This is a genomic window from Pantoea sp. SGAir0184 (assembly GCF_043544755.1).
In genome coordinates, this window is record NZ_CP028050.1 from 2,280,497 (window position 1) to 2,295,224 (window position 14,728).

Below are 14,728 nucleotides of genomic sequence, written 5' to 3' on the forward strand. Positions count from 1 at the left end.
CCTCAAAACAGTCCGCTCTGATTCTTCAGCAGCGCTTCGACATCTTTATCCACCTTGATGTGGATTTCATGTTCGATTTTTACGTTCATGTTGATGGTGATTGGCTCTTTGGGTGCGGCGACTTCGATGCGCGGCACACAGCCCAGCAGCGGCAGTCCCGCTGTCAGCACCAGTAATGCCCTCAGGCTCATGGTTTCGGGTCCTTGTTGGATGGCAGGGTGGCGTTTTGCTCCACCCAGGATTGCAAATTATCGCCAAAGCGCAGGCTGCGCCACAGCTGGAACAGGTTTTCCTGATGACGGTAATTAAGATTGACGGACTGGCGGCGGTTACTGAACTGGCTGGTGCCTTTCACCTCGCTTTGCAGAATCAGGTTACCGAAGTTATCCAGATCCAGCGTCGCCCACGAACGGGCAATCTCCATGTAGCGCAGCCAGTCCATCGCCGCCCCGGCGGCCACGTTATTGCTGACAATCGCATCCGCCATGTCTTTGTCCATGCGGAACGTCAGCGGGCCACTGTTAGCGATCCAGCCCTTTTCAATCAGCCAGTGCGGATTGTTCACCCACAGCGGCAATTCGCCATTCACTTTACCGGACATGGCAAATTGCTTCGGCTTGAGCGCCGTCACCAGCCGGCTGAGATCAATGTCACGCAGCGAAATCCGCGCCGGCTGATGCTGCGGTAAACGCAATGCTGGCATGCTGACGTGCCCGCCGAGCAGATCGAGATTGACGTTGCTGAGCGTCAGCGGCTGGCGCTCCTGCCACGGATAGTGGCCCTGCAGATCCGCGGTAATGTTCTGCAGCGCAAACTGGTTTTTCACTTCGGCGATGCGCAGCGACACCGGCCCGCGGCGCCCCAGCTGCCACTGATGATCTTTCAGGCGGAACGGCAGGATAAAATCGATGCCGTTGATTTCACTGTCCGGCATCCATACGCTGCCCTGTTTCACCGCCCAGAAACCGCCCGCCTCAAACCCCTGGCCACCGGCGGCGGAAAAGGCCATCTGCGCGCGCAGCTCGCCAGACTGGATACGCATCTTCAGATCGCTGCTCAGCAGCGGCTGAAAGACGCTGAGCGACTGCGCCGGCCACCAGGCTTCGCCGCGCAGCCGCTCGCCGTCCCAGCGGCCATGCACGCGCAGCGGTCCGATGTCTTCCGCGGTGAGCTGACCGCGCCACAGAAAATGTCCTGGATCGCGCCCTTTGGCATCGAAACGCAGTTCGGACGGCGGCAGCCAGCCACCGTAGCTGAAGCGCGTCTGGCCGAAACGCAGCGCAAACCCGCCGTTAAACGCCGGCTGTGCCACATCGCGCTGCCAGCGCACCGGCGCGGTCAGCGTCAGGCGCGGCTTATCCACCTGCACCATGCCGTACGCCAGCTGATCAAACCCGGTGTTCAGCGTATCGAGGCTGATCAGGGTGTCGTGCCAGCTACCGGTGCCCTTCACATCCCATTTGGCGCTAAGCGGCGCCATCACGCCTTCGCCCCAGTAACGCCAGTTCCAGCGTCCGCTGTCTGGCCAGAAGTCGCTGGCGCGCCCGTCGAGGTGCAGCCTGAAGCGGCCGAAACTGGGGTCGTGCGCGTTGAGAATCGCCTGTAACCGGCCGTTGATGCCGCGCGAGGCGACGCTGACGCCGGCCAGCGGCCAGCGCGCTTCATCCACTTCCAGCGTCGAGAGTAAGCGTCCGCGCAGGCGCAGCAGTGCGCCCGGCTGCAGGCTGAGCTGCGGATCGCTGAGCATGCCATGTAATTGTCCGGGGATGGTGCCGTACAGCTGCAGGTCGGCAAACTTGCTTTCGCCGGTTAACTGGAACGGCAGTGCGCTGTCAGTCAGGCTCAGCTTGCCCGGCCCAACGCTCAGTACCAGGTTGCCTTTCCCGCCGCGTCCGGCGGTCAGTAAATTGAAGCGGCCGCGGATCTGCGTCTGTTCCAGCCCCAGCTGCCAGTCATCCAGCGTCAGCGCCACGCCGCCCGACAGCGGCTGCGACCCGAACGGCCAGCGCCAGTGACCGGCAATGATGCGGATTTGCTGCGCATCGACCTGCCACGGCAGCTGCAACAACGGCTGTGGTTCCTGTTGCTGGCGCACCACCAGTTCGCCCTGCTGCTGCTGCCAGTTAAGCGTCAGCGCCAGCGGCTGCGGCCACTGCGTCAGGTTAAGCGCACCGCTGAGCTCACCCGCCACCGGCAGGCCATCGGCAAAAGTCGGCAGCGTCAGATTGCCATGCAGTTCGACCGGTTGCGGCAGTATGGGATGGCTGAGCTGCAGCTGATCAATGTGCAGCTGCTGCCCCTGCAGGCGTGCGGCGACGCGCAGGTTGTCGCCCTGATAACGCAGCTGCTGAAAGTCTTTGTCTAAGGTCAGATCGAAGCGGCCGGCATATTGCTGCCATGGCAAAATACTGAGCTGTTGCAGATGGATATCCGCGCCGGGCAGCATCTGCTGCCACTCTGCGAGGCTGCGCGGCGCATCGCGCGTGGCACTGTGCGGCAGCGCCTGCAGACAATCGCTGTTGAGCGCCACCTCGCGCGCATGAAGCTGCCAGCGCTGTTGCGTCCGGCCAAGTCCCACGTCGGCGACCTGCGCCAGCAGGCAGTCGCCGGCCAGATAGCGCACATCAGGAAACACCAGCCGGCCCTGCTGCCAGTGCGGCGCGCCGTGTAGCTCGACGCGGGTATTTTCCGGCAGCCAGATACCTGCCAGCCGCGGCAGCCAGTGCGTCAGCGTCAGCAGCAATCCCAGCAGCAGCAGTATCAGCGCCAGTAGCGCAGCAAGTAGTCGACGGAGGCCCCGCGTCATGGCTGTTAACGTTCCTGTTCTTTACCCAATCCTGACAGAGATGATGGCATGTTACGCCCGGCAAATGAAGGCGTTACCGCTTTAGTCTGGCTGAAGAACAGCAAAATGACGCGGAAAACGTTATCCTGATGTGATACCGACGTAACATTTTTCAGGAGCGAAACAATGAAAGTTGCGGTTTACAGCACCAAGCATTACGACCAGAAATACCTCGAGCACGTTAACGAAGGCTACGGATTTGAGCTGCAGTTTTTTGACTTCCTGCTGAGCGAAACCACGGCGAAAAACGCCGCTGGCTGTGATGCGGTCTGTATCTTCGTTAACGATGACGGGAGCAAAGCGGTGCTGGCGGAGCTAGCGGCGCTGGGCGTGAAATATATCGCGCTGCGCTGTGCCGGTTTCAATAACGTCGACCTCGACGCAGCCGCCGCGCTGGGACTGCAGGTGGTACGCGTGCCCGCCTATTCGCCGGAAGCGGTGGCGGAACACGCGGTAGGCCTGATGATGACGCTTAACCGCCGCATTCACCGCGCTTACCAGCGCACGCGCGATGCCAACTTCTCGCTGGACGGCCTGACCGGTTTCAACATGCATAACAAAACCGCTGGCGTGGTCGGCACCGGCAAGATTGGTGTGGCGACAATGCGCATCCTGAAAGGTTTTGGCATGCGTCTGCTGGCGTACGATCCGTACCCCAGTGACGCCGCGCTGGCGCTCGGGGCGGAATATGTTGATTTGAAAACGCTGCTGGCGGAGTCCGATGTCATCACCCTGCACTGTCCGCTGACGCCGGAAAACCATCATCTGCTCAACGCACAGGCGTTCAGCCAGATGAAAGATGGGGTGATGATTATCAATACCAGCCGCGGTGGGCTGATTGATTCACAGGCGGCGATTGAGGCGCTGAAACAGCAGAAAATCGGCTCGCTCGGCATGGATGTGTATGAGAACGAACGCGACCTGTTCTTTGAAGACAAGTCGAATGACGTGATTCAGGACGACGTATTCCGCCGCCTGTCGGCCTGTCACAACGTGTTGTTTACCGGCCATCAGGCCTTTCTCACCGCCGAAGCGCTGACGGCGATTTCAGAAACCACGCTCAGCAATTTACAGCAGCTGGCGCGCGGGGAAACCTGTTCAAATCAGGTTAAGGCGTAACGTTCTGCGCCTGCGTTAGCGGGCGCAGGCACCGCCGATCAGCGCCTGTTCGTCGCAGCGCCGACCATTTGCCAGCTGACACATCCCGATGCGTGATCCGTCTAACTGACGCGAGAACGCCAGCGTGCCGCCTGCGCTGTTGCAGTTGGCTTCTGCCATGGACGACATCACAACGTGCGGCTGCACGTGCGCGGCGGTGGCCTGTTGCGGCGGTTCATTGTCGCTGTTGCTGCTGCAGGCAGAGAGTAACAGCGCTGCGCCGGCCAGCAGTAAAGTTGCGGCTTTCATCGGTCGGGCTCCGGGAGTGTGAGCGGAAAAGTCGCACCAGCATATGTCAGCAGCGGTGCGCGATCGATAGGCGACACAGCTTTTTACAAAATTTAATATCGTCGTTGGCAAGCAGAATTATCCTGATTGCAGCGTTATCCCTCTTTTCTCTGCCTGTTCATACAAAGCATCAATCAATAAGGAGGAAGGATGTTAGCCGACATGCTCATCCGCATCGCGTTAGCCGGAATACTGGGCGGACTGATTGGCCTGGAGCGCCAGATGCGCGCTAAGGAAGCGGGCCTGCGCACCCACATTCTGGTCGGTATTGGCAGCGCCATGTTCATGCTGGTGTCAAAATATGGCTTTGCCGATATGCTGACTAACGACCATGTGGCGCTGGATCCCAGCCGTATTGCGGCGCAGGTGGTCAGCGGCATGGGCTTCCTTGGCGCTGGCACCATCATCATACAAAAGCAGATTGTGAAAGGCCTGACGACCGCCGCCGGCCTGTGGGTGACCGCCGCGATTGGCCTGGTGATCGGTAGCGGCATGTATGAAATCGGTATTTACGGCACGGTGCTTGCGCTGGTGGTACTGGAAACATTCCGCCGTATCAGCCACTGGCTGATTGGCCGCCATCACACCCTTATCGTCCATCTCAAAGCCAAAAGCGTACCGCTGGTGTTGCTGGTACTGCAGCGCGAAAATTTGCGCTATGGCCACATCGCTGTGGTCAATCGTAACGAAGAGAGCGGCCTGTGCGAGCTGAGCGTTGAGGTGACATTGTCACGCAGATTTCCTATGCACAGCATTTATGACAAAGTGATGGAAATCAAAGGCGTGCAGTCGCTGGAAATGGTTTGACTGCGCTGGCGCTAGCAGGTTAATCGCTGCCGTGGAGGGAAGATAAAAAGCCCGGCGCTGAAGGCCGGGCGGCTGGTTTAGCAGGGTTTGAGTTGTCCAATCGCCATTTCAACGGCGCGATTGGGCGCGCCGGTTAATTCCCGATAGCGCAGTTGCAGGTTACGCAACTCGCTGGCCAGCACCTCTTTTTCGGTAGCGGCACCGCGCTGCGCCAGTTCCAGATAGCATTGCCCCACCAGCCGGCACGCCTCCTCAAACACCATATCGTACGTTTGCATTGCTCCTCTCCTCACCTTTAAAAACTAAAAAAAGCGCTGAATACATCCTGTCAGCGCAGTGAGAAGAAATCTTTACCCAGATCAATAAATATGCAGTTACCGCTGGCAAAATGTGCGCAATGGTAGCCGACTGCGGCGCTGCGCGATTAGGACGGATCCTTTTTGTCGTCATCGCTGGCGCTGCTCACACCGGTAATACCTTCCAGCGCCTGCTGGTTGATGACATCATCGGCGCTGTCAACCGCACGCGAAATCGTCAACAGATCCTGAAACTCGCTCAGCAGAATAGCGGCGTCCGACTTCAGCATATCGTCAGCCTCGGTTGACTCAATTACCATGTTGATGGCTTTGTTGGCGCTTTCAATAACTTCAGTGACGCCGCCTTTCTTACTGACGGCCAGTACCAGCGCACCGATCAGCAGCGACTGAGCCTCAACGCGCGCGGTCAACTGCTTGGTGGTGGCATCAATTTGTGAAATCTTCGCCAGCATGCTTAACACAACATTTTTCATCGCTTATTCCTCCCTGGGGAAGCAGGCAGTGTACCGCTTGCAAAATCCGCGACAAACTAAAAATTGTGAATAGCGCAACAGGTCTCTGAACGCGATCGCGCGGCGCACAGAGCGCATCACCGGCAAACCCATAAATCGTGCTGGAATTTGGCGCTGTAATCCGTACCATACGCCACAGACTTTTCCTGCTGACTGCGGTCAGCCGGCACCCATAAAGGCCAGCGCAGCGACCCGCAGCGTGCGCGGACACGGTTAATGCAGGCCTGAGCAGGGCCGCATCAACGCGACATCCGCAGCTGACCAGCGATCACCGAGACCGAAATTCATGTCTGAACATCAAGAAGTTAATAAAAAAGAGCAGTACAACCTGAACAAACTGCAGAAGCGCCTGCGCCGTAACGTCGGTGAAGCGATTGCGGATTTCAACATGATTGAGGAAGGCGATCGCATCATGGTGTGCCTGTCCGGCGGTAAAGACAGCTACACCATGCTGGAAATTCTGCGTAACCTGCAGCAGAGCGCGCCGGTCAATTTTTCGCTGGTGGCGGTGAATCTTGACCAGAAACAGCCGGGATTCCCGGCACACGTGCTGCCGGCTTACCTCGACACGCTGGGCGTGGAGTATCAGATCGTCAACGAAGACACTTATTCCATCGTTAAAGAGAAGATACCGGAAGGCAAAACCACCTGCTCGCTCTGTTCGCGCCTGCGTCGCGGTATTCTTTACCGTACCGCCACTGAACTGGGCTGCACCAAGATTGCCTTAGGTCACCACCGCGATGACATCCTGCAGACGCTGTTCCTCAACATGTTTTACGGCGGCAAAATGAAAGGCATGCCGCCAAAACTGATGAGCGACGACGGTAAACATATCGTGATTCGCCCGCTGGCCTACTGCCGCGAAAAAGATATCGTACGGTTTGCCGAAGCGCGCCAGTACCCTATCATTCCGTGCAATCTGTGTGGTTCACAGCCGAACCTGCAGCGCCAGGTGGTTGCTGATATGCTGCGTGACTGGGACAAGCGCTATCCGGGCCGCATTGAAACCATGTTCAGCGCCATGCAGAACATCGTGCCATCACATATGGCTGATATTAATCTGTTTGATTTTAAAGGCATTAAGCATGGTGATGCGGTGGTTGACGGCGGGGACATTGGTTTCGATCGCGAATCGCTGCCAGTGCAGCCGGTCGGCTGGCAGGCTGACGAGGATGATCAGCCGGACCTGAGCGCTCGCCTCGACGTGCTGGAAATTAAATAACGCGGTGACTTTGCAGCATAGAGGCGCGTCGCTCCGGCAACGCGCCTTTTTTATTAGCGGTGCGGCGGAGGATCGCTAATCGGCGGAAATTCAGGATCGTGCGGCGGCTCAGGCTCGGGAATCGGCTGCGGTTGCGGCACGGGTTCGGGAATCGGTGGCGGATCGGTCGGGATAGGTTCGCTGGCGTGAATCATGCGCATGCCGTTCTCCTGTTCGCTGAATGTCTGTTAAGCATAGGAAAGGATGCGGCAGCAAGCCAAACGGCAAAAAAAAGCCGGCGGATAAGCCGGCGTCGTACGAATCAAATGTGCTATGCAGTAATTCAAAAAAAGGAAGTAAGACAATATGGAGCGCAACGCCCATCGCTTGACGTTGCATTCACCTGCGGGAGAGAGTTTGCCCCGGTTGGGCTATGCGCTTATTGATGTCGATCAGGTTTTTTCCGCTTTTCTCCCCTGCACCGCCACAATTACCCGTTCATGACCTGCAGATAACCCAGTAGTAACATCACAGCCAGTTGCGGCGTTTCAGCCACAGCGCGACCCCCAGCACCATCACCAGTAACAACCCGCAGAACATGGTAAAGCCGTGCGGCCAGCTGCCACCGGGAATGCCACCGAGATTGACGCCAAACAGCCCGGTGAGAAACGTGGCAGGCAGGAAAATCATCGCCATCAGCGACATGGTGTAAGTGCGCCGGTTCATGGATTCCGCCAGCAGCGAGGCCACTTCATCCGCCAGAATACCGGTACGCGCCACGCCCGCATTGAGGTCATCCAGCCCGCGCCCCAGCCGGTCCGCAACATCCTGCATGCGGCGGCGATCGTCATCGCTCATCCACGGCAGTTTCTCGCTTGCCAGCCGCGCATAGACATCACGCTGCGGCGCCATATAGCGGCGCATCACGATCAGCTGTTTACGCAGCAGCGCCAGCTCACCGCGCGCCGGGACCTGCTGGTCCATCAGCGCATCTTCCAGCGCGATAATTTTATCGTGCATCTCTTCAATAAATTCGCTGGCGTGATCGGTGAGCGCATCGCAGACGTCCACCAGCCAGCTGCCGCCGTCCACCGGCCCGTTGCCGTTTTGCAGATCGGTCAGCACTTCATCGATGGCATAAACTTTGCGACGGCGGGTAGAAACAATCAGCTTGTCATTGATAAATACGCGCATCGCCACCAGCTGGTCCGGGCGCGAATCGGCATTATGATTCACGCTGCGCAGCACGATCATAAAGCCGTCACCGAGGCGCGTCACGCGCGGTCGCATGCTGTCACCGGCCAGCGCATCCCGCACCGCATCGGGGATCAGCGGCGTGTGCTGCAACCAGTCGGCGCTTTGCCGCTGGGTATAGTTCAGGTGCAGCCAGCAGTGACGCTCGCAGTTGATGACATCTTTATCTTCAATGGCGATAACGCCACCCTTGCCGTCGAACTGGCAGGCGACAATCGCATCCGACACCTGCAGCGCTTTTCCTTCAATGACGTTCACGTACTCGCCTCACTAGCAAAAACAATACGATACAGTCTAGCGCGGCGCGGGACAGTTGCAATTACCAGGGTGTGAGTAAAAATGACAGCGCAACCGGATCGTTCACCGCCCTCCGTGGCGGTTCAGCGTCAGTGCTTCTCAATCCACAATTCCCGGCTGTAGGCAACGTCTTCCGGATTGGTGATGGGATAGCCCTTAACCCATGGCTTGATCAGCCGCCCGTTGGTGTACTGGTAGATCGGCGCAATCGGCGCCTGGTCAGCGATGATCTGCTCGGCTTTGTTGTAATCGGCATTGCGCGCCGCCACGCTGGTTTCATTGCTGGCTTTACTGAGCACCGCATCATATTCCGCGTTACTGAAGCGGGAAATATTGCCGCTGTGGCTGGCGGTCAGCAGGCTGAGGAAGGTCGACGGCTCATTGTAATCGCCCACCCACGAAGCGCGAATCACATCGAAATTACCGCTGTTGCGGCTGTCGATATAGGTTTTCCACTCCTGGTTCTGCAATGTCACGTCAACGCCGAGATTCTTTTTCCACATCGAGGCCACCGCAATCGCAATTTTCTGGTGACTTTCAGAGGTGTTATACAGCAGCGTCAGGTGCAGCGGTTTAGCCGGGCCGTAACCGGCGGCGGTCAGCAGGGCTTTGGCCTGCGCATTCAGTTCCTGCTGGCTGTGCTGCTGCAGATAGCTCTGCTGCGGCGTGAAGCCGGCGGTGACGTCCGGTGTGAAGTGCCATGCCGGTTTCTCGCCGGTGCCCAGCACTTTTTCCGCGATGATGCGGCGGTCAATGCTCCATGACAGCGCCTTACGCACCCGCACATCCGCCGTCGGCCCTTTCTGCGTATTAAACGCGTAATAGTAGGTGCCAAGCTGATCCGGCGTATACACCTGCCCCGGCAGCTCTTTTTTTAGCAGGCCGTACATATTTTTCGGGAAGGATTCCGTGATATCGATATCCCCGGCGCGGTAACGCTTGGTGGCGCTGGATTCTTCATTGATGGGAATGAAGGTCACTTTAGTCAGCACCGAATGGGCGTTATCCCAGTAGTGCGGGTTGCGCACCAGCACAATCTTTTCGTTAACCACACGCTCCTGCAATTGATAAGCGCCGTTGCCCACCAGTTTACCCGGCGCAGTCCAGCCATCGCCGTTTTGCGCGATGACCTTTTGCGGCACCGGGAACATGGCCACGTTAGCCACCATGCTGGGGAACCACGGTAGCGGACGTGACAATGTCACCTTGAGGTGCGTTTCATCGGTAGCCACGACGCCCAGATTGTCCGGGCTCATCTGCCCTTTGGTGATGGCTTCAGCATTATCAATGCCGCTCAGCGCAGCAAACCAGGCGAAAGGCGAACTGTTTTTAGGATCGACCAGACGTTGCCAGCTATAGACAAAATCCTGTGCGGTCACCGGCTGGCCATTAGACCAGCGTGCGTCTTTGCGCAGCGTAAACAGCCAGGTTTTGTTGTCGTTGCTGCTCCAGCTCTGCGCAACGCCCGGCACGATTTTGCCCTGCGCGTCCTGGTTAGTCAGCCCTTCAAACAGATCGCGTAGCACCTGAATCTCCGGCAGACCGACCGCTTTGAGCGGATCAAGCGAGGCCGGTTCATCTTTGATATGGCGCACGATTTCCTGGCTGCTGGCCAGTTGCGCCCCGGCAGGCACACTGGCGGCATAGGCGGATGAGAGAGCGCTGCTGATGATGAGCGCGGCCAGCGTGGTGCGGAAAGTTAGTTTCATCACGACTCCTTGACCCGAAAAAAGGGCGACGGCCAAACCAATGCGTCGCCAGCAACTTTTCGCACTTTATCGCAAATCGCTGATTGATAAATAGCTATTTCCCCGTCTGCTGTTTACCGTTATGTTGAGGCTGGATGGCAGCTCACAATTTTTGCGGCTGAACGCGATGCATGACAGAGAGGAAGGTTATGTCGACACACCACCCGCGCCCGCTGCGCGGTAAGCTGGACGCCGTCTGGCAACAGTATGGACAATCGGTGCTGGGTGCGCCGCTGCTGTGGTTTCCAGCACCGGCGGCCGACGAGGACAGCGGACTGATTATCGCCGGCACCCACGGCGATGAAAACGCGGCGGTGGCCACGCTCTCTGCCGCCATGCGCACGCTGCCGGACACGCTGCGGCGTCATCATGTGATTCTGGCGGTCAATCCGGACGGCTGCCAGCTCGGGCTGCGCGCCAATGTCAACGGTGTTGATCTCAACCGCAACTTCCCTGCCGCCAACTGGCAAGCGGGCGATACCGTCTATCGCTGGAACAGCGTGGCCGACGCGCGCGATGTGCTGCTCTCAACCGGAAACGCGCCGGCGTCAGAGCCGGAAACCGCCGCACTGTGCCAGCTGATTCATCGTATCCGGCCGCGCTGGGTCGTCTCCTGGCACGAACCGCTGGCCTGTATTGACGATCCGCACCACAGCCAGCTGGCCAGCTGGCTGGCGGAACAAACCGGTCTGCCGGTGGTGAGCAGCGTCGGCTACGCCACACCGGGCTCGTTTGGCAGCTGGTGCGCCGATCTCAGTCTGCCCTGCATCACCGCCGAAATGCCCGCCACCTCGGTGGACGAAGCCACCGAGGTGTATCTCGATGCGATGATCAACCTGCTGCGCTGGCAGCCGTCGTCTTAAGCACGCCGTGCGAGAATTGCAGCGACGGTTCCACATCGGCCGCCAGCCACGTCGGACCGTCGAGGTCAGCAAACGTAGCCTGCGGCGTTAACGGTAGCGCGGCGCGAATGGCGCGCGAGGTACACAACATACAGCCCAGCATGATGGCAAATCCCTGCGCGCGCGCGGCCGTGGCCAGCGCCAGCGCTTCGGTCAGCCCACCGGTTTTATCCAGTTTGATATTCACCATGTCATAGCGCCCGTGCAGGGCTGCCAGACTGTCGCGCGTGTGGCAGCTCTCATCCGCACAGATCGGTAGCGGATGGATAAAATGGGCCAGCGCCGCATCCTGCGCGGCAGGCAGCGGCTGCTCCAGCATCGCCACCTGCAAATCCGCCAGCAGCTGGCAGCGCGCCGCCAGCCCTTCTGCCTGCCAGGATTCATTGGCATCGACGATCAGCGTGGCGTCCGGCACCGCACTGCGGATCGCCACCAGCCGTTCGCTGATCAGATGGTTATCCAGCTTAATTTTCAGCAGGCGCGCGCCGTGCTGCCACAGCGCCAGCGCGCTGCTGGCCATCGCTTCTGGCGTATCGATGCTGACGGTATGCGCCGTGACGATCTCCTGTGCCGGCACCGCCTCACACAGCGCCGCCAGGCTGGTGCGCTGCTGCTGGCGCTCCAGATCCCACAGCGCGCAATCAATCGCGTTGCGCGCGGCACCGGCCGGCAACGCCTGTTGCAGCGCCGCCCGCGTCATGCCGTTTTGTAACGCACCGAGCTGTGAAGCAATCTGCTGCAGCACCGAAGCCTCACTTTCGCCATAGCGCGCATAGGGCGTGGCCTCGCCAATCCCTTTGAGGCCATCCTGCTCAATCTCCACCACCACCACGTGCGCCTCGGTGCGGCTGCCGCGCGAAATCACAAACGGCGAGTGCAGCGGCCAGGCTTCCGGATAACTTTTCACTGTTCTCATACTGACTCCTCAAATCCATGACGTCATAACGTGCTGGTGCAGCTCCACGTTGAATTAGGCTCGTAAACCCTTAAAATTTATGTCATAAACAAACGCTATACCTGTTCTGGTGGGGTTAACGCCAGATTTTTCATCGTTAAAAGGAAATTGTATGTCGCAGAATGTTCACTTTCAGGGCAATCCGGTGCCGGTTGCCGGCCACTTCCCGCAGGCTGGCGAGCAGGCAAAACCGTTCAACCTGGTAGCGAAAGATCTCAGTGATGTGTCCCTTTCTCAGTATGCAGGCAAACGCAAAGTTCTGAACATTTTCCCAAGCATTGATACCGGCGTGTGCGCCGCGTCGGTGCGCAAATTCAACGAGCGTTCTGGCGAAGCTGACAACACCGTGGTGCTGTGCATCTCTGCCGATCTGCCGTTTGCGCAGTCGCGCTTCTGCGGCGCCGAGAACGTCAACAACGTAGTGACGCTGTCTACGCTGCGCGGTGCAGAATTTATTGAAAATTACGGCGTCGCCATCGCCGATGGCCCGCTGAAAGGCCTGACCGCCCGCGCGGTGGTGGTGCTGGATGAGAACGATAAGGTGCTGTACAGCGAGCTGGTGAATGAAATCACCGAAGAGCCGAACTATGAAGCGGCACTGGCAGCGCTGAAGTAAGGCTATTGCTGATAAAAAAGCCGTCTGTCACAGACGGCTTGTTGATGCAGAACGCGGATTATTCGCCTTCGCTGCGTTTCTGACCGAGGCCATATTCGCGCAGCTTGTTGGCGATCGCGGTGTGTGACACCCCAAGGCGTTTCGCCAGTTTACGCGTGCTGGGATACGACAGATAGAGACGAGTCAGCACTGAACGCTCAAAACGGCTGGTAATTTCATCCAGCGACCCTTCCATTGCCTCTTCGCCCAGCGACACATCCAGCGCCTGCTCCGGCAGCACGATATCCTGCGGACGCAGTTCATAACCTTCCAGCTGCGTGAGCGCGCGATACAGCGCATTTTTCAACTGGCGCACGTTGCCCGGCCAGTTATAGCGCGTCAGGAACGGCGTCAGCTGCGGTGACAAACGCGGGCGCGGCAGTCCCTGCTCATCGGCGAAGCGCGCCACAAACATTTCGGTGAGCGGCAGAATATCCAGCGGACGTTCGCGCAGCGGCGGCAGATTCAGCGTCAGCACGTTCAGACGATAGAACAGGTCTTCGCGGAACTCGCCGCGCTGCACCAGCTCAATCAGGTTCTTTTGCGTGGCGCAGATCACGCGCACATCCACATGCACTTCATGATCCTCGCCGACGCGGCGGAAGGTGCCATCGTTCAGGAAGCGCAGCAGTTTGGTCTGCATGCGCGGCGACATCTCGCCGATTTCATCCAGCAGCACTGAGCCGCCGTTTGCCTGCTCAAAGAAGCCCTTCTTCCCTTCCAGCGCGTTGGGATAGGCGCCCGCCGCGTGACCAAACAGCTCGCTCTCAGCGACGTCATCCGGGATCGAGCCGCAGTTGAGCGCCAGGAACGGTTTTTTACCGCGTGCGCTGCGCAGATGGCAGGCGCGCGCCAGCATATCTTTACCGGTGCCGGTGTCGCCGACAATCAGCAGCGGCGCATCGTGCATCGCCAGCTTGCGCGCCTGGTCGATCACCTGACGCATTTTCGGCGTTACCGCCACGATGTGATCAAATTCGGAGTCATCGGTGACGCTGAGGTTCTGCAACTGCCGCCCCATGCGTGCAGTGGATTTCAGGGTGATCATCGCGCCTACCGGCTGGTCGTTCTGCTCATCTTCCTGCGCCAGATAGATCGGGCGCGCTTCCATGAGGAAATCACGCCCCTGGATGACCACATGCTGCGCCTGCGCGTCAACACGTTCACTCTCCAGCCAGCGCTGGAAATTAAAGCCGGCAATCAGCGTGCCGGCGTTCTGGTTACGAATCTTCTGTTCGTCAAGGTTAAACAGGTTCTGCGCCGCCGGATTCGCCAGTTCGACTTTACCTTTCAGGTCGAGGGAGAACACCGGCTCGGGCATCGCCACCAGCAGCGCGCTCAGCGCGCGATGTTCACGTTCAGACGGCATGAAAGACACGGTGCGAACGTCTGTCACGCCCGGTGTACGGCGAATCTCCGCCATCAGGTTGCTGAATGCGTCAAATTCCAGCGCAGAAAAGTTGAGGTAGATGCGGCCCAGCGAGGCAATTTCAATGCCGCGCAGGTCAATATTACGGGCAACCAGCAGGTCGAGTAGCTCGCGCGCCAGACCGATACGGTCCTGGCAGAAAACTTCCAAACGCATTGCGATGAGCCTTAGTCAGGTTTTGATTTTAGAGATAATACGCTAACTTGTAGCGCCTCAGAAGGGTTCTGTCATGAAAAGTTGACACTCTGAGGCAGGTGACGAAGAGAAGTGTAGCGGAACAACCAACAATAATCCCGCCAGAAATCGCTCTGAGCACAGATAATTTCACCTTTCACGCCATCGGCAGCGTGAAAGGCAGAC

Annotated in this window: 15 protein-coding genes; 5 read left to right on the forward strand and 10 right to left on the reverse strand. The window is 58.6% G+C overall.

Annotation, left to right across the window (positions count from 1 at the left end; translation table 11 throughout):
* Nucleotides 1–2: 2 nt before the first annotated feature.
* Entirely contained in the window at nt 3–191 is a 189-nt protein-coding gene (locus C1N60_RS10685) for a YnbE family lipoprotein (protein WP_010618431.1), read from the reverse strand.
* Nucleotides 188–2,806: a YdbH family protein gene (locus C1N60_RS10690; RefSeq protein WP_394520823.1), complete on the reverse strand. Its 2,619-nt coding sequence runs from the start codon at nt 2,804–2,806 to the stop codon at nt 188–190. Before C1N60_RS10690 ends, C1N60_RS10685 begins: the two co-directional genes overlap by 4 nt.
* A 165-nt stretch (nt 2,807–2,971) precedes the next feature.
* Between C1N60_RS10690 and C1N60_RS10695 the strand changes: the two genes are divergently transcribed.
* A complete protein-coding gene (locus C1N60_RS10695) occupies nt 2,972–3,964 on the forward strand; it encodes a 2-hydroxyacid dehydrogenase (protein ID WP_088515817.1) in 993 nt (330 codons plus the stop codon).
* Nucleotides 3,965–3,979: 15 nt separating this feature from the next.
* Here the strand turns inward: C1N60_RS10695 and C1N60_RS10700 are convergent, their stop codons facing one another.
* Nucleotides 3,980–4,252 carry a putative hemolysin gene (locus tag C1N60_RS10700; protein ID WP_021506124.1) on the reverse strand — a complete coding sequence of 91 codons (273 nt, stop codon included), beginning with the start codon at nt 4,250–4,252 and terminating at the stop codon, nt 3,980–3,982.
* A gap of 189 nt (nt 4,253–4,441) precedes the next feature.
* Between C1N60_RS10700 and C1N60_RS10705 the strand changes: the two genes are divergently transcribed.
* On the forward strand, nt 4,442–5,098 hold the full coding sequence (locus C1N60_RS10705) for an MgtC/SapB family protein (protein ID WP_021506125.1): 657 nt from the start codon (nt 4,442–4,444) through the stop codon (nt 5,096–5,098).
* 77 nt (nt 5,099–5,175) lie between these two features.
* Here the strand turns inward: C1N60_RS10705 and C1N60_RS10710 are convergent, their stop codons facing one another.
* The gene (locus C1N60_RS10710) at nt 5,176–5,376 is read right to left on the reverse strand and encodes a DUF2767 family protein (RefSeq protein WP_010618426.1); all 201 of its coding nucleotides are present in this window, start codon (nt 5,374–5,376) and stop codon (nt 5,176–5,178) included.
* A 146-nt stretch (nt 5,377–5,522) separates the two neighbouring features.
* A complete protein-coding gene (iraP, locus tag C1N60_RS10715) occupies nt 5,523–5,888 on the reverse strand; it encodes an anti-adapter protein IraP (protein WP_058774721.1) in 366 nt (121 codons plus the stop codon).
* 325 nt (nt 5,889–6,213) lie between these two features.
* Here iraP and ttcA point away from each other — a divergent pair, with 325 nt between their 5' ends.
* Entirely contained in the window at nt 6,214–7,149 is a 936-nt protein-coding gene (gene ttcA / locus C1N60_RS10720) for a tRNA 2-thiocytidine(32) synthetase TtcA (RefSeq protein WP_394520824.1), read from the forward strand.
* Between the two features lie 53 nt (nt 7,150–7,202).
* On the opposite strand, the gene C1N60_RS10725 is transcribed toward ttcA, so the two are convergent.
* From C1N60_RS10725 to C1N60_RS10735, 3 genes are all read right to left on the reverse strand, one after another.
* Entirely contained in the window at nt 7,203–7,349 is a 147-nt protein-coding gene (locus C1N60_RS10725) for a hypothetical protein (protein WP_021506127.1), read from the reverse strand.
* A gap of 307 nt (nt 7,350–7,656) precedes the next feature.
* Nucleotides 7,657–8,640, reverse strand: a complete 984-nt coding sequence (gene zntB / locus C1N60_RS10730; protein ID WP_021506128.1) for a zinc transporter ZntB — start codon at nt 8,638–8,640, stop codon at nt 7,657–7,659.
* A gap of 128 nt (nt 8,641–8,768) precedes the next feature.
* The gene (locus tag C1N60_RS10735) at nt 8,769–10,388 is read right to left on the reverse strand and encodes a peptide ABC transporter substrate-binding protein (protein ID WP_394520825.1); all 1,620 of its coding nucleotides are present in this window, start codon (nt 10,386–10,388) and stop codon (nt 8,769–8,771) included.
* Nucleotides 10,389–10,576: 188 nt separating this feature from the next.
* Here C1N60_RS10735 and mpaA point away from each other — a divergent pair, with 188 nt between their 5' ends.
* Entirely contained in the window at nt 10,577–11,290 is a 714-nt protein-coding gene (mpaA, locus tag C1N60_RS10740) for a murein tripeptide amidase MpaA (protein WP_104186717.1), read from the forward strand.
* Here the strand turns inward: mpaA and ycjG are convergent.
* Entirely contained in the window at nt 11,259–12,245 is a 987-nt protein-coding gene (ycjG, locus tag C1N60_RS10745) for an L-Ala-D/L-Glu epimerase (RefSeq protein ID WP_394520826.1), read from the reverse strand. The two genes, mpaA and ycjG, sit on opposite strands and share 32 nt — an antisense overlap.
* A gap of 151 nt (nt 12,246–12,396) precedes the next feature.
* Here ycjG and tpx point away from each other — a divergent pair, with 151 nt between their 5' ends.
* The gene (gene tpx, locus C1N60_RS10750; protein ID WP_058780606.1) at nt 12,397–12,900 is read left to right on the forward strand and encodes a thiol peroxidase; all 504 of its coding nucleotides are present in this window, start codon (nt 12,397–12,399) and stop codon (nt 12,898–12,900) included.
* A 58-nt stretch (nt 12,901–12,958) separates the two neighbouring features.
* Here tpx and tyrR read toward each other — a convergent pair whose 3' ends face one another.
* A complete protein-coding gene (tyrR, locus tag C1N60_RS10755) occupies nt 12,959–14,524 on the reverse strand; it encodes a transcriptional regulator TyrR (RefSeq protein ID WP_021506133.1) in 1,566 nt (521 codons plus the stop codon).
* Nucleotides 14,525–14,728 lie beyond the last annotated feature (204 nt).

Excerpts from the sequence above, each read along its gene's own strand:
- C1N60_RS10690 (WP_394520823.1), bottom strand. The coding sequence starts at position 2,806 with ATGACGCGGGGCCTCCGTCGACTACTTGCTGCGCTACTGGCGCTGATA.
- C1N60_RS10685 (WP_010618431.1), bottom strand. The coding sequence starts at position 191 with ATGAGCCTGAGGGCATTACTGGTGCTGACAGCGGGACTGCCGCTGCTG.
- C1N60_RS10725 (WP_021506127.1), bottom strand. The coding sequence starts at position 7,349 with ATGCGCATGATTCACGCCAGCGAACCTATCCCGACCGATCCGCCACCG.
- C1N60_RS10695 (WP_088515817.1), top strand. The coding sequence starts at position 2,972 with ATGAAAGTTGCGGTTTACAGCACCAAGCATTACGACCAGAAATACCTC.
- C1N60_RS10700 (WP_021506124.1), bottom strand. The coding sequence starts at position 4,252 with ATGAAAGCCGCAACTTTACTGCTGGCCGGCGCAGCGCTGTTACTCTCT.
- iraP (WP_058774721.1), bottom strand. The coding sequence starts at position 5,888 with ATGAAAAATGTTGTGTTAAGCATGCTGGCGAAGATTTCACAAATTGAT.
- mpaA (WP_104186717.1), top strand. The coding sequence starts at position 10,577 with ATGTCGACACACCACCCGCGCCCGCTGCGCGGTAAGCTGGACGCCGTC.
- C1N60_RS10705 (WP_021506125.1), top strand. The coding sequence starts at position 4,442 with ATGTTAGCCGACATGCTCATCCGCATCGCGTTAGCCGGAATACTGGGC.
- ttcA (WP_394520824.1), top strand. The coding sequence starts at position 6,214 with ATGTCTGAACATCAAGAAGTTAATAAAAAAGAGCAGTACAACCTGAAC.
- C1N60_RS10710 (WP_010618426.1), bottom strand. The coding sequence starts at position 5,376 with ATGCAAACGTACGATATGGTGTTTGAGGAGGCGTGCCGGCTGGTGGGG.
- C1N60_RS10735 (WP_394520825.1), bottom strand. The coding sequence starts at position 10,388 with ATGAAACTAACTTTCCGCACCACGCTGGCCGCGCTCATCATCAGCAGC.
- tpx (WP_058780606.1), top strand. The coding sequence starts at position 12,397 with ATGTCGCAGAATGTTCACTTTCAGGGCAATCCGGTGCCGGTTGCCGGC.
- tyrR (WP_021506133.1), bottom strand. The coding sequence starts at position 14,524 with ATGCGTTTGGAAGTTTTCTGCCAGGACCGTATCGGTCTGGCGCGCGAG.
- ycjG (WP_394520826.1), bottom strand. The coding sequence starts at position 12,245 with ATGAGAACAGTGAAAAGTTATCCGGAAGCCTGGCCGCTGCACTCGCCG.